This is a genomic window from Sulfitobacter sp. SK011 (assembly GCF_003352065.1).
Classification (GTDB): domain Bacteria; phylum Pseudomonadota; class Alphaproteobacteria; order Rhodobacterales; family Rhodobacteraceae; genus Sulfitobacter.
On sequence record NZ_CP025803.1, the window covers coordinates 1366899 to 1392686 of the forward strand.

Below are 25788 nucleotides of genomic sequence, written 5' to 3' on the forward strand. Positions count from 1 at the left end.
TTGATCATGATGGCCCCATGGGCATCCTCTCCAATGCCGTCGGAGGATTGTGTCATTCTGACGGGCACGGTGGAGACGATGGGACTTTGAGCTTGGACTATTCCAGCAATGCGATCATCTCTGCAAACCCGCGCTGTTTTGCGTGGTCCAAGGGTGTGTCACCTTGGCGGTCTGCGATGGTTTTGTCAGCGCCGGCATTCAGCAACGCTTGCAAGCATTTGACGTGGTCTGCGCCGCCATCCCCCAAAATCACGGCCTCGATCATCGCAGTCCAGCCCAGATTGTTGACGTGATCCAGCGGCGCACCCGCTGTTATCAACCGTTCAACAACCTCGTGGTGGCCAAGGTGTGCCGCAGCGATCAGTGCTGTGCCAATGTAGGGACTTGTGATGTTGCCGGGGTTGGTTCCAACATCCAGTGCGGCGTCAAGCATGTCGAGATCATCTGCAACCGCAGCAATCGTGACGATGTCATAGGCCTGATGCTCAAATGCGTTTACGTCAGCGCCCGCATCGGCCAGTGCCCTGACAATATCCTCATGAGAGGCAAACGCCGCGACATGAAGCGGTGTACGGCCCCGGCTGTCCTGTGCTTCCAATGGGGCATTGCTGTCTGTCAGCGCGATTACCGCAGCAACATCGCCAGACTGCGCCGCGCGGTGCAACCCGGTGTAGGCGTCAATTTCGCTGGGCGACGGGGCAATCTGTGCGCGTGCAGGCGCGCCCAGACTGCAGAGCAACACCAGCGCGATCAGCACAGTCACGCGTGTACTTGCAATTCTGGCCACCTTCATCACCGGATCAATCGGCGGCAAAGCAATATAAAAGCCCTGCGCCACCTGTGCTCACCAGATTTTCCTGACTGCAGCCGCGCGACCCATGTGCCGAATTCCATGAAGTATTTCCGCCGCCGTGGCGATCATGGTGCCCAACCTGCGCACTTCCTTCACCTGAACTGGTCCAGTTGCTGCAGGTATGATCATCTGTGTCACGCGGAAAATAAGCCATGCCGTCCGCCATTGATCCGGTCAGAATGTCATGCTCATTAGGTTGATCGCCAACCCCTTTCACATGGTTTCCGTTTTCATCAACAGCGGTGCGTTTGAGGATGTTCGGCGTGAGGTGCAGGTCGTCAAGATCGACAGCCACAAGTTCGCCATTGGCGTTGTACCAGGGGCCAGACCCGATGCGATAGCGCGCTGAAATCCCGCGTTTGCCTTCCTCCTGGGTGCTCAGATAGGCCCGCCAGGTGCGCCCGGCTGTGCCTGCGGCTTCGGCCAAAGTGGTGCAATGGGCATCGGCACCGTCCAGTCCACCAAGGTTTGCGCCGTTGCCCATCCCCTTGCTGGTGACGAAAAACCCCATCGGCTGATCCTGAGCAGTCGCAGAAAACGCGCCCGCAAAAATCGCAACAGCGGCAAGAGCCGAAATTCTCTTGATAGCCATGATAGCCTCCCTTTTATGTTCTGATCCTGTGCGTCTGACGAAACCCCGTCAAGAAAATCTATCGTGAGCGTTCGATCACCGCGTCAGATGACACGCACATTCTTATACGCGCGCCATCGCCTGTCTTTGACATTAGGTCTGAGCTTTTTTCGGCCTTTGGTCTGAAACTCAGCCCGACCCAAGTTGGCTTCGCCCACAACAACCACATGCCAGAAATGTAACGGAATTGTGACGCGACCTGCGTGCGCAACGTCACAAACAAAGAGGAACACGTGAATGGAAACGATCAATTGGAGCGATCCGATCTGGGAGCTGACGGCACGATTTGCGATCAACACCGTCGCGAATGTCTTGCTGATGTTTGGCATGTTCTACCGCCGGTATCGCGACAAGGAACTGGCGACCACGGCATCGATGTTCAACATCTTTGCGTTTGCTGTGCTGACCATCCTGTCCAGCGTGGAATTCAGCATCGCGGCAGGATTTGGATTGTTTGCCATTCTGGCGCTGTTCAGTCTGCGCTCAGAGCAGATATCAAAAACCGAGATTTCGTATTTCTTTGGCGCGATTGCCCTCGCGGTCATTTGTTCGGTTCAGGGGACCGGGCTGCTGTTCGTGCTGGTGATCGTCGTGTTCGTGCTGATTGGTGCCTGGCTGTTGGATCACCCACGGATGCTGCATTCGGTCAGCAGCGCAAAACTGACGCTCGACAACATCGAAACCCATGTGTTGTCCGACACTGAAAAGATGCGTGCTGACCTCTCTGAACGCCTTGGTGTCGAAGTGATGACCTTTCAGGTGATTGAGCTGAATTACGTCAACGACCTTGCCCGTATCAACGTCTTTTTCCGCGCATGAGGAGCCTTAGCATGTCCATCCATGACCCCAACATCGACATTGACTGGCTGACCAGCGACTTTTCACCGATCTCATTGGATGAACTGAACGAGACCGCTGAAATGCTGTCCCGGATCGACAACAAATACGTCGTTCCGCGCGTGGCGCTGCAACGTCTGGTTCCGGCGCTGCGGCATGAATTCAACATCCTCGATATCGATCAACGGCGTGCTTTCACCTATGATACCCGCTATTTCGATGACGCCCAGCGGAGCGCCTATTTTGAGCACCATCAGGGCTTGCGCAAAGGGTTCAAGGTGCGTGTTCGCCGGTATGCCGATGCCGGTCTTAGCTTTCTTGAGGTCAAGGTGAAGGGCAAGCGCGGGATGACCGAGAAATACCGCCTTCAGCACGATGCAGGATTGGTCGAGCACCTGTCAGATGACGCCATGCGTTTCGCAAAAGACACCTATTTTGGGCAGTATGGAAAGCCGTTTGACTACAAGCTGCAAGCGGCGCTGGACATCCGCTACAAGCGGATCACGCTGGTCGCAAAAAACGGCGGTGAAAGAATGACCATCGACACCGATCTGCGCTTTCGCACCGATAATGGCACCATGTCTTTGGGAACGGATGTCTTCATTGTCGAAGCGAAGTCGGCACTTGGGCGCGGATACGCAGACATTGAGCTGCGCCGCGCCCATCAAAGGCCGACCAAGAAATGCTCGAAATACTGCATTGGCATGGCAGCGATGGGAGAAGTGAAACGCTACAACAGATTTCTGCCGACAATGCGCAAACTTGGCTTGATTGACGCTGCGGGAACCCGCGGGGGTTGGTCAGATGTCCGCCCGGATCTGCGCCTGAATGTGGTGGATCGCGACATCGCGCGCTCAAGAAGTGCCGCCTGAACCGACGTCATCATCTGCAAGACGTGGGCCCGCCGACAGACCTGATTTTGGTGTCAGCCATGCGATGTGCTGGCCAGTGCAAAGCACAAATTGAGAGGAAGAACGATGTCTGACCAGATGATGGAAGTTCCAGCGGGCTCTTTTCGAACAGGGTCAAAATCTTTCGTCCGCATCGCGATCGCCGGGGCCTTCCTGCTTTGCATTATGGTTGGCATGAACTTGTATGTGGGTGCGTCTGTCCAGGGGGGATCCTTTTTAGTGATTGCGGCGATTGTCGGTGGCTATATGGCAATGAACATCGGCGCAAACGACGTTGCGAACAATGTCGGGCCGACCGTGGGTTCCGGAGCGATGGCCATGGGCGCTGCAATCGCCCTCGCAGCGGTGTTTGAGCTGGGTGGCGCGCTCATTGCAGGTGGCGACGTGGTTGGCACGGTCAAGAGTGACATCATCGCCCCTGAACTTATCGGGGATGATGCAAAATTTGTCTGGCTGATGCTGGCGGCGCTTTTTGCCGGGGCTGTTTGGCTGAACATCGCGACGTATCTTGGGGCCCCGGTTTCGACCACCCATTCGATTGTTGGCGGCGTTCTGGGGGCGGGGATAGCGGCAGGTGGTTGGCATGTCGCAAATTGGGCTGTGATGCTGAAAATCGCTGCCAGCTGGGTTATTTCCCCGGTCATGGGCGGGTCGATCGCGGCGCTTTTGCTTTTCGCGATCACAAAGCTGATCGTGGACCAAAGGGACATACTAGGTGCGGCACGGCGCTGTGTGCCATATCTGCTGGCTGCGATGGCATGGGCATTTTCCACGTATCTGGCCTTGAAAGGTCTCAAGAAGGTAATCCCGCTCGACTTCCCAACAGCAACCCTTATTGGCCTCGTGGTCGCCGCAGCGATTTTTTGGTGGGTCAGGCCCCGGATAGCACAACGTTCCAAAACACTCCCGAACGAGCACGAAAGCATCAATCACCTTTTTACCGGACCGCTGATTTTTGCCGCCGCGCTTTTGAGTTTTGCGCATGGTGCCAATGACGTCGCCAACGCGGTCGGACCTCTTGCTGCGATCAACGATGCCTTGGCCAATGGCGCGGTCTCGGCCAAGGCGTCTATTCCCCTTTGGGTGATGGGTATTGGCGCGCTTGGGATTGCTGTGGGCCTCGCCCTTTACGGGCCAAAACTGATCCGGACCGTGGGCTCAGAGATCACCCATCTGGACAAGACACGCGCCTTTTGCGTGGCGCTTGCGGCAGCAGTTACGGTAATCATTGCCTCGCAGCTGGGCTTGCCGGTCAGTTCGACACATATTGCTGTTGGTGGGGTGTTCGGCGTTGGGTTCTTGCGGGAATACCTTGATGCAAACCGTTCCCGGATTGCAGCAGAGATCGGCGAGCGGATCAAGGGCGAGGACGCTGAGGCCGTTCAAAGGTTTCTGACCACATTCAAATCGTCCGCCTTTGTGGATCAGGGAAAGATGATCAAGCACCTGCGCAGCAACGGCAACGCGCGCCTGCATCTGGCAAAGAAAGATCGAAAGAACATTTCCGCTGTCTATAAGAAAGAGCTGGTCAAACGATCATTGGTGATCAGAATTGTGGCGGCATGGCTTATCACTGTTCCGGCGTCAGGCACCATGGCTGCCGTGTTCTACTTTACCATTCGCGGTTACATGATCCCCTAGAACGGTGCGGAAACGCCGGTGCGGCCGGGACGTTCAGTTCACGAAACGCAGCGAAGGCGGCTTCACTGGCTCAGCGGATTTTGACCAATGGAGCCTGCAATCGATCTGATGGTGATCATTGCCATGCTTATCCGCGTACCGAAGATGTCCTCAGAAAAAAGCCTGCTGATTTGAAAAGTAGTCTATCAGCCGGTTGCGCACCGCCTTTAGCTGCGGCGTCTCAATCGTATCGACATGATGGGCAACCCAGATCGGCACGGTCAAATGGGGCATCGCGTTGTCGAGCTTGATCAGCCGTTGCTCGTTGTCGCCCAGAAAACAAGGAAGCACAGCAATGCCACCATCCAGCACGGCCAGCTCGCGTAGCGTCAGAAAACTGTCACATGCTGTTGTAAGCTGATCGGTGGGAATTTCCTCGGCAATCCATTTTGCCGCGACCGAACGGGACAATGGCCCGGCAAGGCCGTGCCATTTTTGCGCCCGTTCATTCACGGCATAGGCCGCAAATCCCAGCTTTGCCACGGCAGTGCCGGCTAGATCCTCGGCAAGGTTTACCGATGGACGCACCACGATATGCGCTTGTTCACGGATCAAATCCAGATGTGTGTTGCTGCTGAGCAAGGTTACGCAAAAGCGCTGATTTTCTGCCGACAGCTGGGCGACGAAAGCCGGAAGCACCATCGCGCAGAGCGTATCGGTCGACGTGATCCTGACGGTCCCGGTCATCGCCTGGTGCCCACCACCAGCAAGGCGGCTGACCTCTTGCATGGCGGCCTCAGCGTTTTGGGCGGCCTGTATGACATGCGCGCGATCGGGCAACAGCCGATAGCCCTGCGCCGTCCGCTCAAAGACGGCGGTGCCGTGGCGTTCCTCAAATGCCGCAACATGGCGCAGCACTGTCGCATGATTCACGCCCAGCCGCTTGGCCGCTTGCAGGACCGAACCGGTTTCGGCAACGGTCAATATGTATCGCAGATCGTCCCAGTTCTCGTTGTGCATGAATCAGTACCCACTCGCGCATTTTTACGCACTGTTACCATATTTCCGAACAGCTACGCTTTGAGCAATCAGAATCTGAAAATTCAGCAAGGAGTTCGAGAATGCGAAAGTCAGTTATAGCCTGTCTTACGGTTGCGGCCCTGTCCGTTGGTGCCGTCGCAGGGGCAGATGGACATATCAGCGACAAACAAATCGCTGCGGCGGTCAAAGCGCGCCAGTCTCACATGCAGCTCTATGCATTCCACCTTACGACCCTTGGCGGGATGGCAAAGGGAGAAGTGCCCTATGATTCCGAAGCCGCCGCTGCTGCTGCAAACAGCATTGTGGCTTTGACGGGGCTGGCCCAGTCCGGCTATTGGCTGCCCGGCAGCGATTCTGAAAGTATTGAGAACACCAAGGCGCTGCCCGCGATCTGGGCTGATGGCAGTGATGTAGGTGCCAAATCTGGGGCTCTTACGGATGCAGCATTTGCGATGCAAACCGCCGCTGCGACCGACCTTGATTCGTTAAAGGTCGCAATGGAGGGGCTTGGTGGGGCATGTGGCGCATGCCACAAGATGTATCGTCAGGCCAGCAACTAAGCCACAAACCAAATGGTGCCGGATACCTGAGGCGTTTTGACCTTGGGCCGCACGGGTCGAAATCTGTGAAATTCGCGGCACCTGACCGGGTATCCGGAGGCCGCGTCTGAACCTGTCAGTCCGATCTTAGTCATAGCGACAAAGACCGGACCAACGTCTGATGCAAAACCACGCTTGCTGAGCTATCGTTACAGCAGCGTGATTTTGCGTTAACATGTCCGGTTCGAATATGCTTAATTTTCTGTCAAAATTTCTGAGGGCCGTTTTGGTCTCGCTCCTTTTGATACTCTTTCCGGGAATCATCTGGTCGACCAGCGACGGTGTTCTGACATTTGGTGTCTCTTATGCTTTTGCCGAGTCAGGAAGCGGCAGCAGCGGCAGCGGCGGTGGTGGTAGCAACAGCGGCAGCGGCAGTAGCAACAGCGGCAGCGGCAGTAGCAACAGCGGCAGCGGCAGCAGCAACAGCGGAAGCGGTCATGATGATGACGACGACGATGATGATCGGGATGGTGACGACAAAGATGACAAGGACCGCCGCCGGTCGGCGGAGCGGTTGGGGCCTTCGGCCAATATGCATCTGCGATATAAAAACGGGTGGGACGAAAAAATTCTCAATGGGCGATACAGTCTGGTGGATCCCCATGGACATAAAGTCGCCGACAGACCGGCCCGGACCAAGGACCTGAACCGCATGCGTGCTGCGGTCGGGCAGTAGTCACTTTTCCGCCCAGGCCTTTTGTGCGATCAGCGCCGCCTCGACCCGGTTGCGCGCCTGCAGCTTGCTGAGAATAATTGTCATATAGTGCTTGACGGTCTTTTCCTGAATGCTGAGGTCCAGCCCGATTTCCTTGTTGCTTTTGCCAGTCGCCACCCCTTTGAGGATGTCTTCTTCGCGTTTGGTCAGATCATCAATCGGCTGACGCTCGGCAGGTTTGCCGTTCTGCATGATCCGCAACATCTGAGCGGCAAGACCGGGTGACACATGCGCTTCACCCGCGGCGATCCTTGTCAGAATGTTGCGCAGTTCCGTGGCTGAGACACCCTTGAGCACATAACCTGTTGCGCCGGCCTGCATGGCCGCTGTCACGTCCTCGCTGTCTTCTGATACTGTCAGCATCGCGACAGCCCTGGCCGTGCCTGATTGAGAGATTTGTGCCGCCGCCGCAATGCCGCCCCCCGGCATCGACAGGTCCAGCAACGCGATGTCGGGGGTATGTTCGGCGGCCAATGCCACGGCATCGTCAGCGGAACCACCCACACCCACCACTTCAAAATCGCCGGTTTCTTCTATGCTGTGCACAAGGCCATCGCGAAATATCGGATGATCGTCGGCGAGAATAATTCGGATCGTCATTGGGACATCTCCTCAAAAGGAAGGATGAGGGAAAGGGTCGAGCCTGCGCCGGGTCTGGCATTGATCACAAACTGCCCGCCTATGCTCTCTGCGCGATCCCTAAGTCCAAAGAGACCCTGACCGCCATCGCAGCGCAGATGCCTCGATTGTGCGGGATCAAAGCCCTGGCCGGTATCGGCAACGGTAATCGTCAGCGACTGGTCGTGGAATGAGGCGGCGACACTCACCTTGTCGACCTTGGCGTGGCGGCTCACATTGGACAGCGTTTCCTGCAGGAAACGGAAAACGCAGAGCTTTTGTGCATAGTTCAACGGCAGATCCGGCCTGACAGAAACGTCCACTGTGATGGCCAGCCCGGTTTGCCGGTGGTGGTCATTCACCGCGCGGTCAATCAATGCACCGATCTCAAGGCTGTCGAGGTCAGGCAGCGCCAGCCCTCTGGAAATGATGCGCAATTCGTCCAGCGCCTTGTCCAGCGACTCGCGGACCAATACGACATCCTTGGACGCGGATTGCCGGCCATCAAGTGCCCCATCCAGCCGCAAAGAAGCCAGCGAAAGGTATTGGGCGGGCCCGTCATGCAAATCGGACCCAATCCTGCGGATTGCCCGTTCAGTCTGGGCGGTGGCGCGCGACGACGCCGCCACAACCCTTTGTCGAAGGCTGGCATTCTGGGCTGAGATTTTTTCGGTTTTGGCCAGTTGTTCAGTGAGCGCCTGTCGCTGGTGCCGGATGGTATGGCCGCCGGCCTGAACGATCCAGAACAACAACAGCCCACTGGCCACAAAGGCCCCGCCCACAACCAGCCAGCTTGTCTGGCGCGCGCTTCTGATATCGGCGGCCAGGTGTTCGGCGCTTTCATAGAATTCCGCCACCGCAATGACCTTGCCGGTCCAGACCTGCCGAATGGGGCTGTAGACCTCCAGCAGGGGCACGCCCAACTCGGCCTCGGCCTCGTCTTCGAGATCGTTGAGGTCCTCAAAAGTCGAGGCCAGTTCGCCATTCCAGGCCTGTTTCAGCGCGTCGGTAGGTTCAAATTCTTGTCCAATCAGCGCCGGATCAGACGCATGGACAATGCGCCCGCCGTCAAGCCAGATTTTATAGGAAACCACACGTTCGCCCAAGGCAGTTCCGTCAAATATCTCTTCCAATGCCTGTCTTGCCGGTGGCGAAAGCGTATCTGTTTCCGCCAGTTCCTGGCTCAGCGGCGAGATAAAGCTTTCCATGAACAGCGCCGCAGACGTTGCGGAGTTCTGGACAACCGCATCCTCGATGCGCTGGGATATCCAGTTGCCGACAAAGATCATAGCGCCGACCATCACGATGGCACTAGCCAATAGAAACTGGCCCGGCAGGGTGAGGTCGCGCCAGTGAACCGCATCGGCGAATCTTTCCATACAAAATGTCTAACATCGGATGTCAGCCAAACACACCGACTTTGGTCTGAATCCCATTAATGAAAATGGGTCAGAAACTGCCTGCTGTCCTTTTTGGGCAAGGCTTTGGCGGGCTGATTGGGGTGAGCCGAATGAAGTCCAGTGACATGGCTAACCGACATTTCAGCCCCGTCATGCTGTGAATTGCCGCTTCTGCCAACCGCACCTACCGCATGACGAAAGGATCAGGGATCGGATCGTCACTGGTGCGCAGCCAGACAGCTTTTGTTTTTGTATAATCAAGTGCTGCACGCAGGCCCCCCTCGCGGCCATGTCCGCTAAGTCCATGACCGCCGAAAGGTGCAATTGGGCTGACGGCGCGGTAGGTGTTCACCCAAACGATGCCCGCACGAATGCCCCGGATCATCCTGTGCGCCCGCGCCAGATCTCGCGTGAACACCCCGGATGCCAAACCAAAGGCCGTGCCATTGGCGATATCCAACGCCTCTTGTTCCGTATCAAAGCCCAGAACGGAAAGGACCGGCCCAAAAAATTCAGTGGTGAGGCACGGCGCATTCGGGGCATCGGAACAATCAATGATCGTGGGCGGAAAGAAAATGCCATCCCGGTCCAATGCCTGCCCACCGGTGATAATGCGGGCACCCGCCGCCACAGATGCTTCAATCAGCTTAACCGCGTTGTCACGTTGCCCTGTGGTGCACAGGGGGCCCACTTCGGTCGTCATATCGTCGGGCAGGCCAATCACGATGGCTTCTGCTTTTTCCTTCAACCTTGCCAGAAACGCGTCTTTGATTGTGTTCGAGATGATCAGCCGTGATCCTGCAACGCAGCTTTGGCCGGAGGCTGCAAAAATTCCTGAAACCTGCGCGTTTGCGGCACTTTCGATATCGGCGTCCTCAAAGACGATGAAAGGCGACTTGCCGCCCAGTTCCAGCGAGGTGGACGCCAGATTTTCCGCGGAATTGCGCACAACCTGTCGCGCGGTTTCCGGCCCGCCGGTAAATGCCACGTGATCCACCTGGGGATGGCTGGTCAGGACGGCACCACAGGTGGCCCCAAAACCGGTGATCACATTCAGCACACCCGCAGGGAACCCGGCCTGATCAAAGATACGGGCGAATTCCAGCATCGGTGCCGGGCCGTCTTCTGAGGCTTTCAACACGACAGTGCAGCCCGCCGCCAATGCCGGACCGATTTTGACTGCGGACAGGAACAATTGCGAATTCCACGGTACGATGGCCGCGACAACACCGATGGGTTCGCGGCGCAACCACACCTCCATGTCCGGTTTGTCGATGGGCAAATGCGCGCCCTCAATCTTGTCAGCGAGACCGGCATAATAGCGGTAATAATCGGCGACATAAGCTATTTGAGCCGAGGTCTCGCGGATGATTTTGCCGGTATCGCGGGTTTCAAGCTGGGCGAGGGTCTGGGCATTCTCAGCAATGAGATCGGCAAGCCGCATCAAGAGTTTACCGCGCCCCGAGGCGGTCATGCCGGACCATTCCGCACCAAAAAATGCCGCGCGCGCGGCCGCGACAGCATGCTCTACATCCTTGGTACGCGCTTCGGGCATCATCGCCCAGACCTGTCCGGTCGCGGGGTCACGGCTTTCAAAGCGTGCTGATCCGTCGCTGAATGTGCCGCCGATATAGTGCTGGAATTGCTGCATGGTCTCTCTTTCAGGCAAAAGCTGGCATGACGTCTTTGATGAACCGCTCAAGCGATGCTTTTTTGCGTTCAAAGCTCATACCGCTGTCGATCCAGAACGAATATTCATCATAACCGAGGTCTTCGTAAGTCTTGATCCGCGCAATCGCGTCTTGCGGTGTGGCGATTACGTTGTCGCGCAGCATTGCCTCGGCTGAATAGAAGGGATGGGCCGCAATGTCGTCGTCTGTCAGCGCCTCAATTGCGCCTTGGGAAACCGCGCGTTCATTCTTGAACCACGCCCCGAAGTAGCAATAAAACCTGTTGATTTCCTCTGCTGCCAGTTGGGCGTCTGCCGCATCTGCTGCAATATAGGTATGGTTAAGCAACATGATCTCGGGGCGCGGCACATCGGGAAATTTGGCGCAGGCTGCGTTGAAAGTATCCATCAATTTGACGATCTCAGCATCGCCCATCCACAGTGGCGTCACCTGCACATGGCATCCATTTGAAATGGCGAATTCGTGGCTGTTGGGATCACGCGCCGCGATCCAGATGGGCGGCCCCGCTTCTTGGCTGGGTTTGGGCGACGACGTGGTCGAGGGGAACGTATGAAAAGTGCCGTTCTGGGCATAATCGCCTTTCCAAAGCCCCTTCACAGCAGGCACCAGTTCGCGCATCCGCTGACCGGCCTCCCATGCGTCCATGCCGGGGACCATGCGTTCATATTCGTAATGATAGGCACCGCGTGCGATCCCCAGATCAAGGCGGCCATCGACGATCATGTCTGTCATCGCGGCCTCGCCTGCCAGCCGGATCGGGTGCCAGAATGGCGCGATCACAGTGCCTGTCCCAAGCCGGACGTTTCTGGTCTGCCGCGCCAGATCAATGAGGTTGAGGAAGGGGTTCGGCGCGATGGTGAAATCCATGCCGTGATGTTCCCCGGTCCAGACCGCGTGCATGCCGCCTGCGTCGGCGATCTTGGCCAAAGCAACGAAGTCATCATAAAGCTGTTTCTGGTCCTGTTCCGGCGACAACCGTTCCATGTGAACGAAAAGCGAAAACCGCATGTGATTACCTTTCTTGCTTGATGGCGCGTACTTCGCCGCTTTTTTGGTCGCCATAGTAGATGCCGTAATTGCCGATGCGGCTTTCCGATGAAAACCGTTCCAGCATGGTCAGAATGGCAGGGTCCGATACATCGTCCAAAGAGGAACCAGTCAGAGGTACAAAGGCACCCTGCGCCGGCGCACCAGCGGCGGTCTGGCACAAAAAGCAGATATGCTGTCGCTTTCGGCCGACATCTTCAAAGACCGAATAGACAAATCCCGGTTGGGCCTGCAGTCCAGTGGACGCCAGCAACGCCTTGAGGGTGGCAGATGCCCCCCCGGCTTCAACCAGTTTCTCTGGCAACGTCAGGCCACCATGCCCATCATCGACCAACAACACAGCGCCGTCCCGTTCAATCAATGCGGAAACGATCAGATTGGTGTTTGCGTCAAGCGCATCCGCCGCCGAAGACGGTGTCACATAAGCGCCCCGTGCATAGCCCAAACCGGGGGTCGCGGTGCTGTCAAACGCGACAACCGTGCCGATCAAAATGATATGGTCACCTGCCTCAACCGTTTTATGCATCGCGCAATCAAACCATGCTGACACACCGTCAAGGATGGGCGATCCCTTTGGGCCTCTACGCCAGCCTACATCGGCAAAACGATCTTCAATCGGGCGTGCGAAGGTGTTGGACACTTCGATCTGGGTCTCGGCCAGGATGTTGACGGCAAATCCGTCTGCGTTGGTCAATGCGTCGTAGTTGCGCGATGAGTTTGCCAAACACACCAGAACCATCGGCGGGTCCAATGAGACCGATGTGAACGAGTTCGCGGTAAACCCCAAAGGGGTGCCGCTTTGGTCAATTGCTGTGACGACAGTGACACCCGTCATGAACGTACCGAATGCCGTGCGAAGCGCACGGGGGTCGGGCGGGCGGAGGGCGGGTGTTGTCATGGGCCTGCCTTTGCGAATTCAGGTTGCTTGAGCCATGCCAGCACATGCGCATTTACCTGTGCCGCGGCAGTGAGATTGACCATATGTCTGTGGCCCGGGATCACGACGCAATGCCCATTCTGGACTTCATCGCTCATCGCCTGCGACATGGCAGGGGTGGAATTCTGGTCTTTGTCACCTGTCAGCGCCAGAAACGGGCAGGCGATAGACGACAACTGCGTCGCATAGGTTGCATCGCCATGCGCAAACGCGGTGTACGCGGTTCCATACCCCTTAACGTCCACATCCCGAAGCCAGCCCGCGACCAGCGCACGGGCCGCGCGATCGGCGGCAGTGTCGTCAAACCAGCGCGCCAGCGGGGTCTCCAGATCAATCTGGCCCCTGCGTATCTCTGCAGCCCGTGATTTGACCGCAGCGCTGGCAGTTGCATCCCGGCGATAAACCCCATTGAGCAACGCAACCCGGCGCAGCATATCGGGATGTTGCGTGGCATAGCCCACCGCGATCAGAGCGCCCATCGAGTGGCCCGCCACATTGACCGGCCCAAGGTTCAGTGTGCGGATCACATCATCACACCACCTGACAAAATCAGGGAGCTGACTGCCATCGGGCAAAGGGTCGCTTCCGCCGTGGCCAGGTAAATCGGGGGCGATGACATGATATGCCCCTTTCAGCGCTGCAATCTGTGGGGCCCATGCGGCCGATTGCATCCCGACCCCGTGCAGCAGGATCAACGGTTCGCCGGACCCGTGGTCCTGGAATGCCACGCGCTGCCCGGACTTAGACAGCCGCAGGATTTTCGACGTCATGGCCAAGCTCCTTGAGATCTTGATAGCGGTCGCCAATCCGGTGATGCGGACGCCCCCCGATGGATGCACCCAGTGCGATCAGGATCTCATCTGCGGCAGGGGCATCGGCAACGCAGGTCTGGATTGTCAGGTAATGTGAGCGTCGCCCCGCATCGTTTTTGTCCATCAACGGGATCATCAGCGGCGCGTTGGCCGGACCGCGCGTGTTGCAAAACGACAGATAGGATTTGGCACCAACGGCGTTGCGGTAGTGATTTCCGAAATGCAGGGTGTGAATGAGCGCGGATGCATGTTCAACCTCGCCGTTCAGCCCGACAATTGCCGCCTTGCCATACCCTTCGACTTTGTCGCCACCGCCAGCCGCCTCAAGGATCATTTCCGTCAAAAGTGCGCCCAGCCCCGACGCGCAATCAAGAATGGCCGGGGCAAGGTCTTCGACAAAACCCAAGCCGGCCCAGGGGTTTTTGATAACGGCCATCGCCGCGATGAGCTTGAGCGGCGTTTGCGCCTTTTTTCCGCCTTCAATGAACGTGGTTTCGACATGGATGAGCGTTTTGCGGATTTCTGCGGGCACAGCGGGGTTCCTTGATCAGATGAGTCGCTCAGGAATATGGTATACCATACGACGATATGTCAATCATACTTGATGCGAAAGAAGGGGAGTGGTACTGAGTGCAGCATGAATACTCCCAAACCTGTTCTTTCGAAAATCGAACAAGCGCCGCAGACCCTGCGCGATATTGTACAGGACCGCATGCGCACGGCGATCATCGAGGGGCATTTTGCCCCCGGCGAACGGTTGGTGGAACGTCCTTTGTGTGACCAACTGGGTGTCAGTCGCACCGTCATTCGCGAAACCATCCGCTATCTCGAAGCGGAGGGGCTGGTTGATATCCTGCCCAACCGAGGGCCGATCGTGGCCAAATTGAACTGGGATCAGGCGCGGCAGATTTACGACATTCGCAGGCAACTTGAAGGCGCTGCCGCCGCGTATTGTGCCGAAAACCACGGGCCAACATTCCCCAGGCAACTGAAAAAGGCACTCTCGGATCTGAGCGCGCGGATGAACGATCCTGAATGGATTGGAGTCATGAATGCCACAACCCGGTTTTATCAGGTCATTTTCGAAGAAGCAGGTCACACAATCGCATGGGACATCGTGCAGCGCCTGAATGGGCGGATCAGCCGTTTGCGTGTGCTCACCCTGTCTGCACCAGACAGAACCAACCCCGGCATCAGCCATATGACAGCCATCAGCGACGCAATCCTCAGTCGTGACGCAACGGCGGCGAATAGGGCGGTTCAGGCCCATATCGCCGACGCATCAGCAATTGCACGACGGTTCCTGTCGGACGAAAAAGAGGCGGGGTCAGACAGTGCCTAAAGGATATTGGATCGCTTTTGTCACTGTGACGGACCCCGATGCCTATGCGGGATATCAACATCACGCCCCCGCGGCATTCGCCAAATACGGTGCGCGGTTTCTGGCCCGTGGCGGCGATGCGGCAACGCTTGAAGGAGAGCTGTGGCAGCGCCATGTCGTGATCGAATTTGATAGCAAGGAACAAGCCGTGGCGTGCTACAATTCGCCTGAATACCAATCCGCACGCCGCCACAGATCCAATGCCTGCAACGCCAATATTGTGATCGTTGAAGGCATGGTGCCGATCTGACGCACAATGCCCCATCATGACAGGACAGAAGAATGAGCATATTTGACGAAGATTTGTTCCTCAAAGGTTTGGAACAACGCAAAGCGACCCTGGGCGCGGCTTATGTGGAAAAGAACCTTGCCGCCGCCGATGACTTTTCCCAACCGTTCCAAGAGGCCATGACCGCATGGTGTTGGGGGTTTGGATGGGGTGACGACGCGATTGATGCCAAGACACGCTCAATGATGAACCTCGCGATGATCGGGGCCCTGGGCAAAATGTCCGAGTGGGAATTGCATTGCCGCGGTGCCATCAACAACGGCGTCAGCAAGGAAGAAATCCGGGCGATCATTCATGTGATCGCAATATACTGCGGGGTCCCACAGGGGCTTGAATGCTTCCGTGCGGCGCGAAAGGTGATTGATCCCGACTGATCAGGGACCGCGACGTATGTCTCGGCGCACCTCGGTGTGAGGGGGCCTAGACGCAGGTTCAGCCATGCCTCAGTCACGCGGCCTGAAAGGTTATGCGCCCGTCGCAGATGGTGTAACGCGCGGTTGCGTCGGTGATCCGCTCGGGTGCCAGCGTGGTCAGATCGTGGCTCATCACCACCACATCGGCCATCATGCCCGGTGCCAGTTTTCCCTTTCGGTCCTCGTTAAACTCAACCCAGGCATTGCCAGCGGTATAGCTGAAAAGCGTGTCCATCAGGGTTTGGGTCTGATCCGTCCATTCTGGCCCCATGTCCAGCGGTGCAATCGCAGCCTTGATGTTGGTCATGACCTCGACCCCGATTACCGGCCAGTCAGTCGAGAATATCACCGGTGCCCCGGTGGCGCGGATCTGTTGCCAGGGGTAGGAGCCCGCAATCTGATGGTCGTGAATGAAATTACGCACGCCCTCGGGTGTGAAAATCCCGCCAAAAGGTGCGTGACCGGGTTGGATTGACGCGACCGCGCCTAGGGCCGCAATGCGCGGAATATCGTCAGGATGCATGCATTCCAGATGTTCAATGCGGTGGCGGCTGTCACGGGCACCGTTGATGTTGCGCGCTTGCTCAAGGCCGTCGAGTGTTCGGCGGATGCCGCCGTCGCCAATCGCATGCACAACGATCTGCAGGCCCATTGCGTCAATCGCGGTACAGGCATGATTGAAATGATCTGCCTCAAAAACCGGGTCGCCGTAATTGTCGTCGGTGCCGGGGTAGGGCTGCAGCATCATCGCGGTGCGCCCCTCAATGACCCCGTCGATGAACATTTTGACATAGCCAGACGACACCATATCGCCTTTGTAGGTTTCGGCCATTTCGGCGGCCTCTGACAGGCGGCTGAGCGGATCATGGCTTTTCAGATGGAACGGCACGGAAACGCGGCAGTTGAGCGTGCCTTCGGCTTCCATCTCGCTTAGCAATTCAAGCTGGTAGAAATTGCCGTCCATGCAGTGCAGACCGGTGATGCCCTGGGCGGCACAATGCGCAATGCCTTTGGCCAGCACGGCCTTATCCTTGGCGCGCTCTTCGAGCGTGGGTGCGGGCACCGGGTCTGTGCCGCCGACCAACCCCGCCAGATCGCGGCCTGCGTGGCGCGTCAGTTTCAAGATGGGGCCAAAGGCACTGAATTCCCGCAACTCGCCCGTGGCCTTGCCATCCTCGCCCATCACGATCACGGAACCCGCGTCCGTTTCACCGCCGTGCAGGATACCGGAAAGTTCAAGAGCAGCGGTATTGGCCCAGACCGTGTGATGATCGGGCGCAAACATGGCAAAGGGGCGGTCGGGGCAGGCGATGTCCAATTCCTGCCGGGTCGGCGTTTTATCATCATGCAGGATCGCGTAATCGGCCTGCACGGCAAAGACCAATGCATCGTCAGGGTTGGCCGCAGCATAGGGCGCAATCGCGGATTTGAGCGCGTCCGGCCCCTGAACCCCCTGCAGATCGAGACATGAAAGTTCGACAGAGCCGCCAAACAGATGCACATGGCTGTCAATAAATCCGGGCAAGACGGTGCCACCTGCGGCATCGATCACACGCGTCTGCGGCCCGGCCACCTCTCTGATCGCGTCATCATTGCCGACGTGCGAAATGGTGCCGCCGGTGATGGCAAGCGCTGTGGCACCTGCCGTGGCCGCGTCAAAGCTAATCAGCGCACCGTTTACGATAATAAGCTCAGGGTCAGGCATATGAAAACTTTCGAAAAGGGCGCGGGCTTGATTTGGTTTGCCATGAATGCTGCTGATCCTGCAAAGCATTTGGCGTTTCCGACCACGCAGGTCAAATCGATGGCATTTCGGTCCACCAAAGCGGGCGCGACCCCGTGATATGGGTCATGGGGTTTTCTGATGATCCCGAAACGCGGTAGGGGGCATGACGACCACCCCCCCCCAATCGCTATTTCAAAGCCTCTGGCAAAAAGAGAGCAATCTGCGGGAAGGCAATCAATGCCATCGCCATCGCGAGCATGGTGATCACGTAAGGGATGGTGCCAAGCATCACTTCGCTGAGTGTCCCGGAATTGCGCGCCGCCTGAACCACATAGAGGTTCAGACCAACGGGCGGGGTGATCAGCGCCATTTCAATCAGCACAATCATCAGGATGCCAAACCAGATCGGATCATAGCCTTGCGCGACAACCAGCGGCACGATGATCGGAATGGTCACAACCATCAGCGACAATGTTTCGATGAAGAACCCAAGCACGATGTAGATGACCACCACCACCATGATGGTACCAAGTGGCGACAGGCCCATGCCACTCAGGAACGCAGTCAGTTCGCGGCCCAATCCTGCAGAGGCGAGGGTGAAGTTCAGGAACGATGCCCCAATGACAATGAGCATGATCATCGAAGTGATTTTGACCGTGCCAATGACCGATTGCGCCATCATGTCGCGCGACACACCACCAAAGGCGAAGGCGATGGCCAGCGCCCCTGCGACCCCCACGGCGGCGGCCTCGGTCGGGGTCGCCCAGCCGCGATAGATGGAGCCGACAATGAGGGCGAAAAGCACAATGATTGGCAAAAGATCAACCAGCGCGCGCAGCATTTGCGCAAAGGGGAAGGTGCGGCGGGTGCCGCCCAACTCAGGCCGCACAATACAGATGATCGCGGTGATCACCATAAAGCCAACGGCAAGCCCCAGACCGGGCAGGAGACCGGCAAGGAAAAGTTGCGGGATCGAGGATTGCGTGAGGAAGCCATAGACAATCAGGTTGATGGACGGCGGGATCATGATGCCCAACGTGCCACCGGCGGCAATGGCCCCTGAGAAAAGCTTGGGATCATAGCCCAGTTTTTCCGCCTGCGGCATTGCCACAGTGGCCACAGTTGCGGCGGTGGCGACCGAAGACCCCGACGTTGCCGAAAACATCGTCGCGGTGGCGATGTTGGCGTGGACCAGACCCCCGGGCAACCATGACACCCAACGGTCTAGCGCTGCATAGGTGCGGGTTGCCACACCACTGCGCACAAGGATTTCACCAAGCAGGACAAAGAACGGAATGGCGATCAGGGTGGCGCTGTTGGACGCGGACCAGACCATGTTGCCCAGACCTTTGCTGAGCGGGAAGGAAGAAAAGAACGTATCCACACCAAACCCGAGCAGGAACAACACGATACCCACCGGGATTGACAGGGCCAGAAGCCCCAAAAGGCCAGCTGCGACAAAGGGGATCATTGCAATGTGTCCTGTTCTGCAAACGCACCGACAAAGCTTTCGGTCTCTGCGTAGCGTCGTTTGATGATGAGGCTCAGGGCGGCAAAAGTGACGCAGGCCGACATGATCGCAAACCACAACCAGCCTGCAAACCAAGGCAACTGCACCCATGCGAGGGGTGTTTCAAGCGGCGTATTGGCACGCGAGCCGTTGGTCAGCGAGCGTTCCACCACGGGCCATGATTTCAGTGCGATCATGGCGATCACCCCGGTCATCACAACCATCGCAAACAGATCAAAGAGGGCGCGGCCAAAGGTTTCAACCCGCCCGCGCAGCAGATCGATGCGCACATGGCCCAGCTCCAAGAGGGTGAAACTCATCCCCCATGATGTTGCCAGCGCCATGACATATCCGCTGATTTCATCCGTGCCACCAAAGGAGGTCCCGATCTGTCGCAAGACGATGTCAGCGAGGATGAAGGCCGCGCAAAGCAAAAGCATTGCCCCGACAATCATCGCCACCTTTCTGTTCAGACGCCTGAGCGTCTCAATCATCGCAAGTTCCATATCAGGTCCCCCTTTGGCAGGATGCGCTTATTCGATCGTGACGCCAACGGTTTGACCGACGGACGCATTCCAACGTGCCGCCCAATCGCCGCCCGCACGTTCGGCCCATTCCGGCAGCACTTCGCTGGTCAGAATGTCACGTGCCTTGGTGAAATCGGCATCCGACGCCTCAACCAGCACCATGGAGCGCGCGTCACCCGACGGGCAATCGCCATTGCCGGTCAGGCAGGCCACATCATTGGTCAACGCGTCTTGTGCGCTGGCCCATGCCGGGTCTTCGAATTCGGCTTTGACCTGGGTTTGGATCATTTCCTGGGTGCCGGCATCAAGGCCATTCCAGCGGTCCATGTTCATTGCCGTAACAACCGGGTCCCAGCCGCCCAGGGGCAGGGGCATCAGATGTGTGGACACTTCCCACCAGCCCGCGCTGTAGCCTGATCCGGCACCGGTCACGGCGCAATCAACCACACCGTTCTGCAAGGCTCCCGGGACTTCCGAGAAAGACACGTTGACGCCCTCGGCACCCAAGGCTTCAAGAAGTTTCGCGGTCATCCGGCCAGAGGCGCGCACCTTGAGACCTTTGAGATCATCCAGACCAGCGATCTCGGCGTTGCAAAAGACGACCTGCGGTGGATAGGGGGCAACCGCGAGGACCTTGCTGTTGAACCGGTCGCGGTAAATGTCATCGACCATCGGGCGGGCGGCATCAACCATTGCGCGTGCCTCGTCCGCTGTCAGCGCCAGAAGCGGCACGTCCAGCCCTTCAAGTTCGGGCGCATCGGCCACAGCATAATCCGCCACGGTCATGGCGACGTCATAAACACCCTGGCCAAGCAATGGATACACATCACCCAAACCCAGACCCATCTGGTTGTGGGTAGTCAGTTCCACGGTGATCTTGCCGTCTGACGCGGCGGGCAGGGTGGTGGACCAGAATGGGGCCTCGTATTCGTTGTGCAGCGGCAAGCTGGACCAGCTGCCGACAACAGACAAAGTTTCCTGTGCCATCAGAGGTGTGGCAAGGGCGGTGGTTGCGGCCAATAGGGCCAAAGTCTTTTTCATCGGTCTCTCCTGTTAGGGTTTTAGGTTGGTTTCAGAATTGTTGTTTCTGCGTCCTCGGCTACGTCTGCGATCAGCATATGACCAGGCGCATGGGTGATGCAAAGCGGCAGGTTCGCCGCCAGCAGCACATTCTGCGGCGTGACCCCGCAGGCCCAATAAACCGGTACTTCGCCGGGCAGGACCGCAACCGGGTCGCCCCATTCGGGTCTCATCAGATCGGCGATGCCAAATTGTGCGGGGTCGCCGTGGCCCATGGGCGCGCCATGCGCCTGCGGGAACGCACCGCTGATCCGGTAGGCGTCTTGAACGCGGTCTTTGGCAACCGGGCGCATGGTCACGACCATTTCGCCCGCAAACCGGCCAGCCGGCACCAGCGGGATGCTGGATTTGAACATCGGCACGGTTTGATCACGCTCAATATGGCGCACCGGGATGCCGTTGGCGATCAGCGCATTTTCAAAGGTAAACGAACACCCAAGTGCGACCGTTACCAGATCATCGCGCCATAACGCTTTGATGTCCGTGACTTCATCTGCCAATTGCCCATCCCGAAAGATCCGGTAGCGCGGCACGTCGGTGCGAATGTCGATGTCATGACCGAGTGTCGGCATGAACGCATCGCCAGTGTCGCTGATGCCGACGACCGGACAGGGTTTGGGGTTGCGCTGACAAAAGCGTAAGAAATCCAGCACATCCCCCGCCGGGAGAATGGCGAGGTTGCACTGGAGTTTCCCTGCGGCCAACCCCGCAGTGTGGCGTGCGTAACCATTGTGCCTGATGGCCTGACGGACCTCAGCCGCACTCTTGAGTGATAAATCTGAGTGGCTTGGCGGTGATGCGGACATGGCAGACAGCTTTCGTTTGATTAACGAAGCATGTCAGGGACGATCGATCATTTCAAATTATCATTATTGATAAGATGTGATCCATATAATTTATCAATCCTCTTGCTCCACGGCCCATTTCAATGCCACTTCGCGGCCCATCTCTGCCCCGGTTTCAGACAGATAACTGCGCGGCTCCCCCAGATAGGAGGCAGTAAACTCCAGTGGTTGTGGGGTAAAGCCGGGATCAAATTCCTCAATCTCATTGGTGCGCAGCAGATCACGGGCCAGAGTGCGGGGATAAGGGCCCACGGCCATCCCTGCGGCAATCATCCGCAGGCTCGCGGACAAGGATGCAGACGAATACACCCGCACCTGCGGCCCAATGCGGTGCGACAACTCTGATATCAATTCCTGGTAGGGTCGCGTTTGCCGCGCATATGAAATGACCGGAATACGGGCCAGATCTGTCTGGGAATTATTGGTTGATTTGTACCAGTGCAGATCGAAACGGGGCAGGGCGATGTTCTTGACGGTGAACTCCGATATCGGCCCCATCAGGAACGCCAGATCAAGCTGTCGGTTCAACAACCCCGACCGCAGGTTGCCAGAGATATCAACGGTAAGGTCGATGTTCACGCGCGGATAGGTGCCGCTGAAGGCTTGCAAAAACGCGGGCAACCATGCCTGTGCCACAGTTTCCGACGCGCCGATCCGGAACAGCCCCTCGGCCTCGGAGGGATTGGCAACGTGTTGTTTGATCTCCTCTTCGACAAACAGCATCTGTTCGGCATAGGTCAGTAATAATGTGCCCTGTTTGGTCAGGACCAAGGTGCCGGGCCCGCGTTCAAACAGTGTGACGCGCAATTCCTGTTCCAGATTTGCGATGCGGGTGGAAACGGCTGGCTGTGACAAATTCAACCGCTCGGATGCGCGGCGAAATCCTCCCAGACGCGCCACCCAGAGAAATGTGCGGATCTGATCAAACGTCATGCGCTGACCCCCGCGGCAGGTTCCAACGTACAGTGACGGACCACCTCAGCGATTTCCATCAATTGGGGGGCCAGCGGATTGGTCTTGCGCCAGATCATCCCGATCGTGCGCTGGGGTTGCGGGTTGGAAAAGCGGGCGCAGTCAACGGGGGCAGAGCGTGCTTCGACTGCCATTGCCATCTCGGGGATCATGGTCACGCCGATGCCAGCACCGACCATCTGCACCAGGGTCGCCAGCGACGACCCGTCCAATCCGTCCCTTGGCAGGGCAGGTCCATGATTGCAAAACGACAGCGCTTGATCACGAAAACAATGGCCTTCTTCCAGCAGCAACAACCGCATTTCGCGCAGGGCTGTGGCACTGGGAACAGGTTTTCCCGCGTCATCCAAAGGTCGCACCAAAACGAAATTTTCGGTGAAAAGTGGGATTTCGGTGAAAGCAGGCTCCGAGATCGGCAGGGCAACGATGGCGGTATCGATTTCGCCCCGGTGTAGCCCTTGAACCAACCGCGGGGTCAGCGTTTCGCGCACGTGCAAATCGAGGGCCGGATTGCTGCGCGCCAGATCGCCGATCAGTGTGGGCAACAGATAGGGCGCGATGGTCGGGATCACCCCAAGCCGAAACCGACCCGAAAGCTGACCCTGAGCGGCGCGCGCGAAATCGCCCAATGCGTCAAACGCCTGTAGAATATCGCGCACGCGCAATGCGAATTCCTTGCCAAAGCTGGTCAGACGTACCTGCCTTGGTCCGCGTTCAAAAAGGGCTGCACCCAATTCCGTTTCAAGGTCCTTGATCTGGACTGACAAGGCCGGTTGCGAGATTGAACAGGTGGCAGCGGCGCGCCCGAAATGCCCCTGTTCTGCCAGCGCCTCGAAATATCTGAGCTGTTTGATGGTGAGGTTCGTCATAATCTGAAGTTATCACGATAATGCGTAAATCCAACTTAAAACTACTGCTGGGCTTTGCTATACTTAAGCGAAATCATAGAAAATGGGAGAGCATCATGGACGGCAATGACATCGACACAGGCGGCAAGTGCCCGGTAATGCACGGCGGATTCAAGAACACGTCGAACTCGGTCCGGTCCAACAAGGACTGGTGGCCAAACCAACTTAACCTCAAGATTTTGCACCAGAATTCACCGCTGGGTGACCCGATGGGCAAAGACTTTAACTATGCTGAAGAATTTAAGAAACTGGATCTGGATGCGCTCAAGGCGGACCTCGCCGCGCTGATGACAGATTCGCAGGATTGGTGGCCAGCAGACTATGGTCACTACGGTCCGATGTTTGTCCGCATGGCGTGGCATTCCGCCGGAACATACCGCACGGCGGATGGCCGTGGTGGCGCAACCTCTGGATCGCAGCGGTTTGCGCCTTTGAACTCATGGCCAGACAACGGCAATCTGGACAAGGCGCGTCGCCTGCTTTGGCCGATCAAACAAAAATATGGCAATCAGATTTCGTGGGCCGACCTGATGGTCCTGACCGGCAATGTCGCTATGGAAACGATGGGGTTTAAAACCTTTGGCTTTGCGGGCGGCCGCGTGGACATTTGGGAGCCCGAAGAAGACATCTATTGGGGCACCGAAGAAGAATGGCTGGCCACATCCGACAAACCGGGCAGCCGCTATTCAGGGGACCGTGAGCTGGAAAATCCGCTGGCCGCTGTTCAGATGGGCCTGATCTATGTGAACCCCGAAGGCCCGGACGGAAACCCCGACCCACAGCTGTCCGCAAATGACATTCGCGATACATTTGCGCGCATGGCGATGAACGACGAAGAGACCGTGGCCCTGACTGCTGGTGGGCACACCTTTGGCAAGGCGCATGGTGCGGGCGACCCGACGCTTGTCGGGGCAGAACCCGAAGCGGCGTCGATCGAAGAAATGGGCCTTGGCTGGAAGAACGGTTTTGAAAGCGGCATTGGCGCGCATACAACCACGTCCGGGATCGAAGGCGCGTGGACGCCGACGCCGACCACTTGGGACATGAGCTATTTTGATACGCTGATGAACAACGAATGGGAGCTCACCAAGAGCCCAGCAGGAGCCCATCAGTGGAAGCCCGCCGGCGGTGCTTTGGCTCATGCTGTGCCAGATGCGGCGACAGGCGAAAAAATTCATGCGCCGATGATGACCACAGCAGATATGGCGATGAAGGTGGACCCGATTTATAACGCTATTTCAAAGGATTATCATGCAAACCCTGACAAGTTTGCGGATGCCTTTGCGCGTGCTTGGTTCAAGCTCACGCACCGCGATATGGGGCCAAAATCCTTGTATCTGGGCAAAGAAGTCCCAGCCGAGGAATTGATCTGGCAAGATCCCATTCCTGATGTGGATCATACGCTGATCGATGCGAGCGACATCGCTGATCTCAAAGGTAAAATCCTTGCCACTGGGTTGTCGATTTCTGAACTGGTGTCGACCGCCTGGGCCTCTGCTTCGACGTTCCGTGGGTCAGATAAACGGGGCGGTGCCAATGGCGCGCGCATCCGTCTGGCACCCCAAAAAGATTGGGATGTGAACGAGCCTCAAAAACTGTCCAAAGTGCTGGCAGCACTGGAAGGCGTGCAAGCAGAATTCAACGGTTCTGCTGCTGGCGGCAAGAAAGTGTCACTGGCTGACCTGATCGTCTTGGGCGGCTGTGCAGCTGTCGAGAAGGCGGCGAAAGCGGCAGGTCACGATATCGACGTGCCCTTCGCACCGGGCCGCATGGATGCATCACAAGAGCAAACGGATGTGGAATCCTTCGACGTGCTGGAGCCTGAGGCAGATGGTTTCCGCAACTATCTGAAGGCCGGCTTTAGCGTTCCAACAGAAAAGCTTTTGATCGACCGCGCGCAGCTTTTGACACTGACCGCTCCGGAAATGACCGTTCTGGTTGGCGGCATGCGTGCGCTGGGTGCCAACGCCGGGCAATCCAAGAATGGCATGTTCACAGATGCCCCTGAAACACTGACCAATGATTTCTTTGTCAAAGTGTTGAGCATGGACACGGTGTGGACGCCGATCGACGACACAAAAGAGGTGTTTGAAGGCCATGACCGCAAGTCCGGTGACCTTAAGTGGACCGCAAGCCGGGTTGATTTGGTTTTCGGATCAAATTCACAGTTGCGCGCCCTTGCCGAAGTTTATGCAAGCGACGATGCAAAGGAGACATTTGTTCAGGATTTCGTGACCGCATGGACGAAGGTCATGAATGCAGATCGGTTTGATTTGGCCTAAAAATCTGCGGCTGCCATAGGGCAACCGAGCAAAAATGCGGGCGGCGTTTCACGTGGGTGAAGCGCCGCTTTTTTATTTCTGCACCACCCGCCGTTCGTGGGTGATCATTTGATCCCCTTGATGTTTCTATCATTGTTAAGCCC

The 25788-nt window shown here is 57.4% G+C and carries 27 protein-coding genes; 10 read left to right on the top strand and 17 right to left on the bottom strand.

What is annotated here, in order from left to right:
* Window positions 1-97: 97 nt before the first annotated feature.
* Together C1J02_RS06720 and C1J02_RS06725 are read right to left on the bottom strand one after the other, a co-directional pair.
* Window positions 98-838 carry an ankyrin repeat domain-containing protein gene (locus tag C1J02_RS06720; protein ID WP_254693224.1) on the bottom strand — a complete coding sequence of 247 codons (741 nt, stop codon included), beginning with the start codon at window positions 836-838 and terminating at the stop codon, window positions 98-100.
* Window positions 801-1445 carry a hypothetical protein gene (locus C1J02_RS06725; protein WP_114877887.1) on the bottom strand — a complete coding sequence of 215 codons (645 nt, stop codon included), beginning with the start codon at window positions 1443-1445 and terminating at the stop codon, window positions 801-803. Before C1J02_RS06725 ends, C1J02_RS06720 begins: the two co-directional genes overlap by 38 nt.
* Window positions 1446-1721: 276 nt before the next feature.
* Here C1J02_RS06725 and C1J02_RS06730 point away from each other — a divergent pair, with 276 nt between their 5' ends.
* From C1J02_RS06730 to C1J02_RS06740, 3 genes are all read left to right on the top strand, one after another.
* Window positions 1722-2303 carry a DUF4956 domain-containing protein gene (locus C1J02_RS06730; RefSeq protein WP_114877888.1) on the top strand — a complete coding sequence of 194 codons (582 nt, stop codon included), beginning with the start codon at window positions 1722-1724 and terminating at the stop codon, window positions 2301-2303.
* An 11-nt stretch (window positions 2304-2314) separates the two neighbouring features.
* Window positions 2315-3193 carry a polyphosphate polymerase domain-containing protein gene (locus tag C1J02_RS06735; protein WP_114877889.1) on the top strand — a complete coding sequence of 293 codons (879 nt, stop codon included), beginning with the start codon at window positions 2315-2317 and terminating at the stop codon, window positions 3191-3193.
* A 105-nt stretch (window positions 3194-3298) separates the two neighbouring features.
* Complete coding sequence (locus C1J02_RS06740; RefSeq protein ID WP_205389875.1) at window positions 3299-4873, top strand: inorganic phosphate transporter; 1575 nt, start codon at window positions 3299-3301, stop codon at window positions 4871-4873.
* 150 nt (window positions 4874-5023) lie between these two features.
* Here C1J02_RS06740 and C1J02_RS06745 read toward each other — a convergent pair whose 3' ends face one another.
* Window positions 5024-5872, bottom strand: coding sequence for a LysR family transcriptional regulator (locus C1J02_RS06745; protein WP_114877890.1), 849 nt, complete (start codon window positions 5870-5872; stop codon window positions 5024-5026).
* Window positions 5873-5973: 101 nt separating this feature from the next.
* Between C1J02_RS06745 and C1J02_RS06750 the strand changes: the two genes are divergently transcribed.
* Window positions 5974-6453, top strand: a complete 480-nt coding sequence (locus tag C1J02_RS06750) for a cytochrome c (protein WP_114877891.1) — start codon at window positions 5974-5976, stop codon at window positions 6451-6453.
* Between the two features lie 229 nt (window positions 6454-6682).
* The gene (locus C1J02_RS20795) at window positions 6683-7168 is read left to right on the top strand and encodes a hypothetical protein (RefSeq protein WP_162798255.1); all 486 of its coding nucleotides are present in this window, start codon (window positions 6683-6685) and stop codon (window positions 7166-7168) included.
* Here C1J02_RS20795 and C1J02_RS06755 read toward each other — a convergent pair whose 3' ends face one another.
* The 7 genes from C1J02_RS06755 to C1J02_RS06785 form a co-directional block, all read right to left on the bottom strand.
* Complete coding sequence (locus tag C1J02_RS06755) at window positions 7169-7807, bottom strand: response regulator transcription factor (protein WP_114877892.1); 639 nt, start codon at window positions 7805-7807, stop codon at window positions 7169-7171.
* Entirely contained in the window at window positions 7804-9204 is a 1401-nt protein-coding gene (locus C1J02_RS06760; protein WP_114877893.1) for a sensor histidine kinase, read from the bottom strand. The genes C1J02_RS06755 and C1J02_RS06760 overlap by 4 nt, the downstream gene beginning before the upstream one ends.
* Before the next feature lie 205 nt (window positions 9205-9409).
* Window positions 9410-10876, bottom strand: coding sequence for an aldehyde dehydrogenase (locus C1J02_RS06765; protein WP_114877894.1), 1467 nt, complete (start codon window positions 10874-10876; stop codon window positions 9410-9412).
* A 10-nt stretch (window positions 10877-10886) separates the two neighbouring features.
* Window positions 10887-11924, bottom strand: coding sequence for an LLM class flavin-dependent oxidoreductase (locus tag C1J02_RS06770; protein ID WP_114877895.1), 1038 nt, complete (start codon window positions 11922-11924; stop codon window positions 10887-10889).
* Between the two features lie 4 nt (window positions 11925-11928).
* Window positions 11929-12861: a flavin reductase gene (locus C1J02_RS06775; protein ID WP_114877896.1), complete on the bottom strand. Its 933-nt coding sequence runs from the start codon at window positions 12859-12861 to the stop codon at window positions 11929-11931.
* Window positions 12858-13670: an alpha/beta fold hydrolase gene (locus C1J02_RS06780; protein ID WP_114877897.1), complete on the bottom strand. Its 813-nt coding sequence runs from the start codon at window positions 13668-13670 to the stop codon at window positions 12858-12860. The genes C1J02_RS06775 and C1J02_RS06780 overlap by 4 nt, the downstream gene beginning before the upstream one ends.
* Entirely contained in the window at window positions 13642-14244 is a 603-nt protein-coding gene (locus tag C1J02_RS06785) for an amino acid synthesis family protein (protein WP_114877898.1), read from the bottom strand. Before C1J02_RS06785 ends, C1J02_RS06780 begins: the two co-directional genes overlap by 29 nt.
* Before the next feature lie 105 nt (window positions 14245-14349).
* On the opposite strand from C1J02_RS06785, the gene C1J02_RS06790 reads away from it, so the two are divergent.
* The 3 genes from C1J02_RS06790 to C1J02_RS06800 are packed head-to-tail and all read left to right on the top strand — an operon-like array spanning window position 14350 to window position 15756.
* Window positions 14350-15054: a GntR family transcriptional regulator gene (locus tag C1J02_RS06790; RefSeq protein ID WP_114877899.1), complete on the top strand. Its 705-nt coding sequence runs from the start codon at window positions 14350-14352 to the stop codon at window positions 15052-15054.
* The gene (locus C1J02_RS06795) at window positions 15047-15343 is read left to right on the top strand and encodes a DUF1330 domain-containing protein (protein WP_114877900.1); all 297 of its coding nucleotides are present in this window, start codon (window positions 15047-15049) and stop codon (window positions 15341-15343) included. Before C1J02_RS06790 ends, C1J02_RS06795 begins: the two co-directional genes overlap by 8 nt.
* 32 nt (window positions 15344-15375) lie before the next feature.
* On the top strand, window positions 15376-15756 hold the full coding sequence (locus C1J02_RS06800; protein WP_114877901.1) for a carboxymuconolactone decarboxylase family protein: 381 nt from the start codon (window positions 15376-15378) through the stop codon (window positions 15754-15756).
* A gap of 73 nt (window positions 15757-15829) precedes the next feature.
* Here the strand turns inward: C1J02_RS06800 and C1J02_RS06805 are convergent, their stop codons facing one another.
* Window positions 15830-17500 (bottom strand): amidohydrolase, encoded by a 1671-nt coding sequence (locus C1J02_RS06805; RefSeq protein WP_114877902.1) that lies wholly within the window; start codon window positions 17498-17500, stop codon window positions 15830-15832.
* Between C1J02_RS06805 and C1J02_RS20800 the strand changes: the two genes are divergently transcribed.
* Entirely contained in the window at window positions 17501-17638 is a 138-nt protein-coding gene (locus tag C1J02_RS20800; RefSeq protein ID WP_162798256.1) for a hypothetical protein, read from the top strand.
* Window positions 17639-17708: 70 nt separating this feature from the next.
* Here the strand turns inward: C1J02_RS20800 and C1J02_RS06810 are convergent, their stop codons facing one another.
* The 6 genes from C1J02_RS06810 to C1J02_RS06835 form a co-directional block, all read right to left on the bottom strand.
* Complete coding sequence (locus C1J02_RS06810; RefSeq protein ID WP_114877903.1) at window positions 17709-18992, bottom strand: TRAP transporter large permease; 1284 nt, start codon at window positions 18990-18992, stop codon at window positions 17709-17711.
* Entirely contained in the window at window positions 18989-19537 is a 549-nt protein-coding gene (locus C1J02_RS06815; RefSeq protein ID WP_114877904.1) for a TRAP transporter small permease subunit, read from the bottom strand. The genes C1J02_RS06810 and C1J02_RS06815 overlap by 4 nt, the downstream gene beginning before the upstream one ends.
* 27 nt (window positions 19538-19564) lie before the next feature.
* Window positions 19565-20599 carry a TRAP transporter substrate-binding protein gene (locus C1J02_RS06820; protein WP_114877905.1) on the bottom strand — a complete coding sequence of 345 codons (1035 nt, stop codon included), beginning with the start codon at window positions 20597-20599 and terminating at the stop codon, window positions 19565-19567.
* A gap of 20 nt (window positions 20600-20619) precedes the next feature.
* Window positions 20620-21444, bottom strand: a complete 825-nt coding sequence (locus C1J02_RS06825) for a putative hydro-lyase (RefSeq protein ID WP_114877906.1) — start codon at window positions 21442-21444, stop codon at window positions 20620-20622.
* A 93-nt stretch (window positions 21445-21537) separates the two neighbouring features.
* Entirely contained in the window at window positions 21538-22416 is an 879-nt protein-coding gene (locus tag C1J02_RS06830; RefSeq protein WP_114877907.1) for a LysR family transcriptional regulator, read from the bottom strand.
* On the bottom strand, window positions 22413-23324 hold the full coding sequence (locus C1J02_RS06835) for a hydrogen peroxide-inducible genes activator (protein ID WP_114877908.1): 912 nt from the start codon (window positions 23322-23324) through the stop codon (window positions 22413-22415). Before C1J02_RS06835 ends, C1J02_RS06830 begins: the two co-directional genes overlap by 4 nt.
* Window positions 23325-23419: 95 nt before the next feature.
* Between C1J02_RS06835 and katG the strand changes: the two genes are divergently transcribed.
* Window positions 23420-25645, top strand: a complete 2226-nt coding sequence (katG, locus tag C1J02_RS06840) for a catalase/peroxidase HPI (RefSeq protein ID WP_114877909.1) — start codon at window positions 23420-23422, stop codon at window positions 25643-25645.
* Window positions 25646-25788 lie beyond the last annotated feature (143 nt).

What these genes read in the sequence shown, in the direction of transcription:
- C1J02_RS06790 (WP_114877899.1), top strand. Translation starts at nt 14,350, where the DNA reads ATGAATACTCCCAAACCTGTTCTTTCGAAAATCGAACAAGCGCCGCAG.
- C1J02_RS06770 (WP_114877895.1), bottom strand. Translation starts at nt 11,924, where the DNA reads ATGCGGTTTTCGCTTTTCGTTCACATGGAACGGTTGTCGCCGGAACAG.
- C1J02_RS06775 (WP_114877896.1), bottom strand. Translation starts at nt 12,861, where the DNA reads ATGACAACACCCGCCCTCCGCCCGCCCGACCCCCGTGCGCTTCGCACG.
- C1J02_RS06735 (WP_114877889.1), top strand. Translation starts at nt 2,315, where the DNA reads ATGTCCATCCATGACCCCAACATCGACATTGACTGGCTGACCAGCGAC.
- C1J02_RS06800 (WP_114877901.1), top strand. Translation starts at nt 15,376, where the DNA reads ATGAGCATATTTGACGAAGATTTGTTCCTCAAAGGTTTGGAACAACGC.
- C1J02_RS06730 (WP_114877888.1), top strand. Translation starts at nt 1,722, where the DNA reads ATGGAAACGATCAATTGGAGCGATCCGATCTGGGAGCTGACGGCACGA.
- C1J02_RS06740 (WP_205389875.1), top strand. Translation starts at nt 3,299, where the DNA reads ATGTCTGACCAGATGATGGAAGTTCCAGCGGGCTCTTTTCGAACAGGG.
- C1J02_RS06820 (WP_114877905.1), bottom strand. Translation starts at nt 20,599, where the DNA reads ATGAAAAAGACTTTGGCCCTATTGGCCGCAACCACCGCCCTTGCCACA.
- C1J02_RS06805 (WP_114877902.1), bottom strand. Translation starts at nt 17,500, where the DNA reads ATGCCTGACCCTGAGCTTATTATCGTAAACGGTGCGCTGATTAGCTTT.
- C1J02_RS06830 (WP_114877907.1), bottom strand. Translation starts at nt 22,416, where the DNA reads ATGACGTTTGATCAGATCCGCACATTTCTCTGGGTGGCGCGTCTGGGA.
- C1J02_RS06765 (WP_114877894.1), bottom strand. Translation starts at nt 10,876, where the DNA reads ATGCAGCAATTCCAGCACTATATCGGCGGCACATTCAGCGACGGATCA.
- C1J02_RS06755 (WP_114877892.1), bottom strand. Translation starts at nt 7,807, where the DNA reads ATGACGATCCGAATTATTCTCGCCGACGATCATCCGATATTTCGCGAT.
- C1J02_RS06815 (WP_114877904.1), bottom strand. Translation starts at nt 19,537, where the DNA reads ATGGAACTTGCGATGATTGAGACGCTCAGGCGTCTGAACAGAAAGGTG.
- C1J02_RS06835 (WP_114877908.1), bottom strand. Translation starts at nt 23,324, where the DNA reads ATGACGAACCTCACCATCAAACAGCTCAGATATTTCGAGGCGCTGGCA.
- C1J02_RS20795 (WP_162798255.1), top strand. Translation starts at nt 6,683, where the DNA reads ATGCTTAATTTTCTGTCAAAATTTCTGAGGGCCGTTTTGGTCTCGCTC.
- C1J02_RS06745 (WP_114877890.1), bottom strand. Translation starts at nt 5,872, where the DNA reads ATGCACAACGAGAACTGGGACGATCTGCGATACATATTGACCGTTGCC.
- C1J02_RS20800 (WP_162798256.1), top strand. Translation starts at nt 17,501, where the DNA reads ATGAAAACTTTCGAAAAGGGCGCGGGCTTGATTTGGTTTGCCATGAAT.
- C1J02_RS06760 (WP_114877893.1), bottom strand. Translation starts at nt 9,204, where the DNA reads ATGGAAAGATTCGCCGATGCGGTTCACTGGCGCGACCTCACCCTGCCG.
- C1J02_RS06825 (WP_114877906.1), bottom strand. Translation starts at nt 21,444, where the DNA reads ATGTCCGCATCACCGCCAAGCCACTCAGATTTATCACTCAAGAGTGCG.
- C1J02_RS06750 (WP_114877891.1), top strand. Translation starts at nt 5,974, where the DNA reads ATGCGAAAGTCAGTTATAGCCTGTCTTACGGTTGCGGCCCTGTCCGTT.
- C1J02_RS06725 (WP_114877887.1), bottom strand. Translation starts at nt 1,445, where the DNA reads ATGGCTATCAAGAGAATTTCGGCTCTTGCCGCTGTTGCGATTTTTGCG.
- C1J02_RS06780 (WP_114877897.1), bottom strand. Translation starts at nt 13,670, where the DNA reads ATGACGTCGAAAATCCTGCGGCTGTCTAAGTCCGGGCAGCGCGTGGCA.
- C1J02_RS06810 (WP_114877903.1), bottom strand. Translation starts at nt 18,992, where the DNA reads ATGATCCCCTTTGTCGCAGCTGGCCTTTTGGGGCTTCTGGCCCTGTCA.
- katG (WP_114877909.1), top strand. Translation starts at nt 23,420, where the DNA reads ATGGACGGCAATGACATCGACACAGGCGGCAAGTGCCCGGTAATGCAC.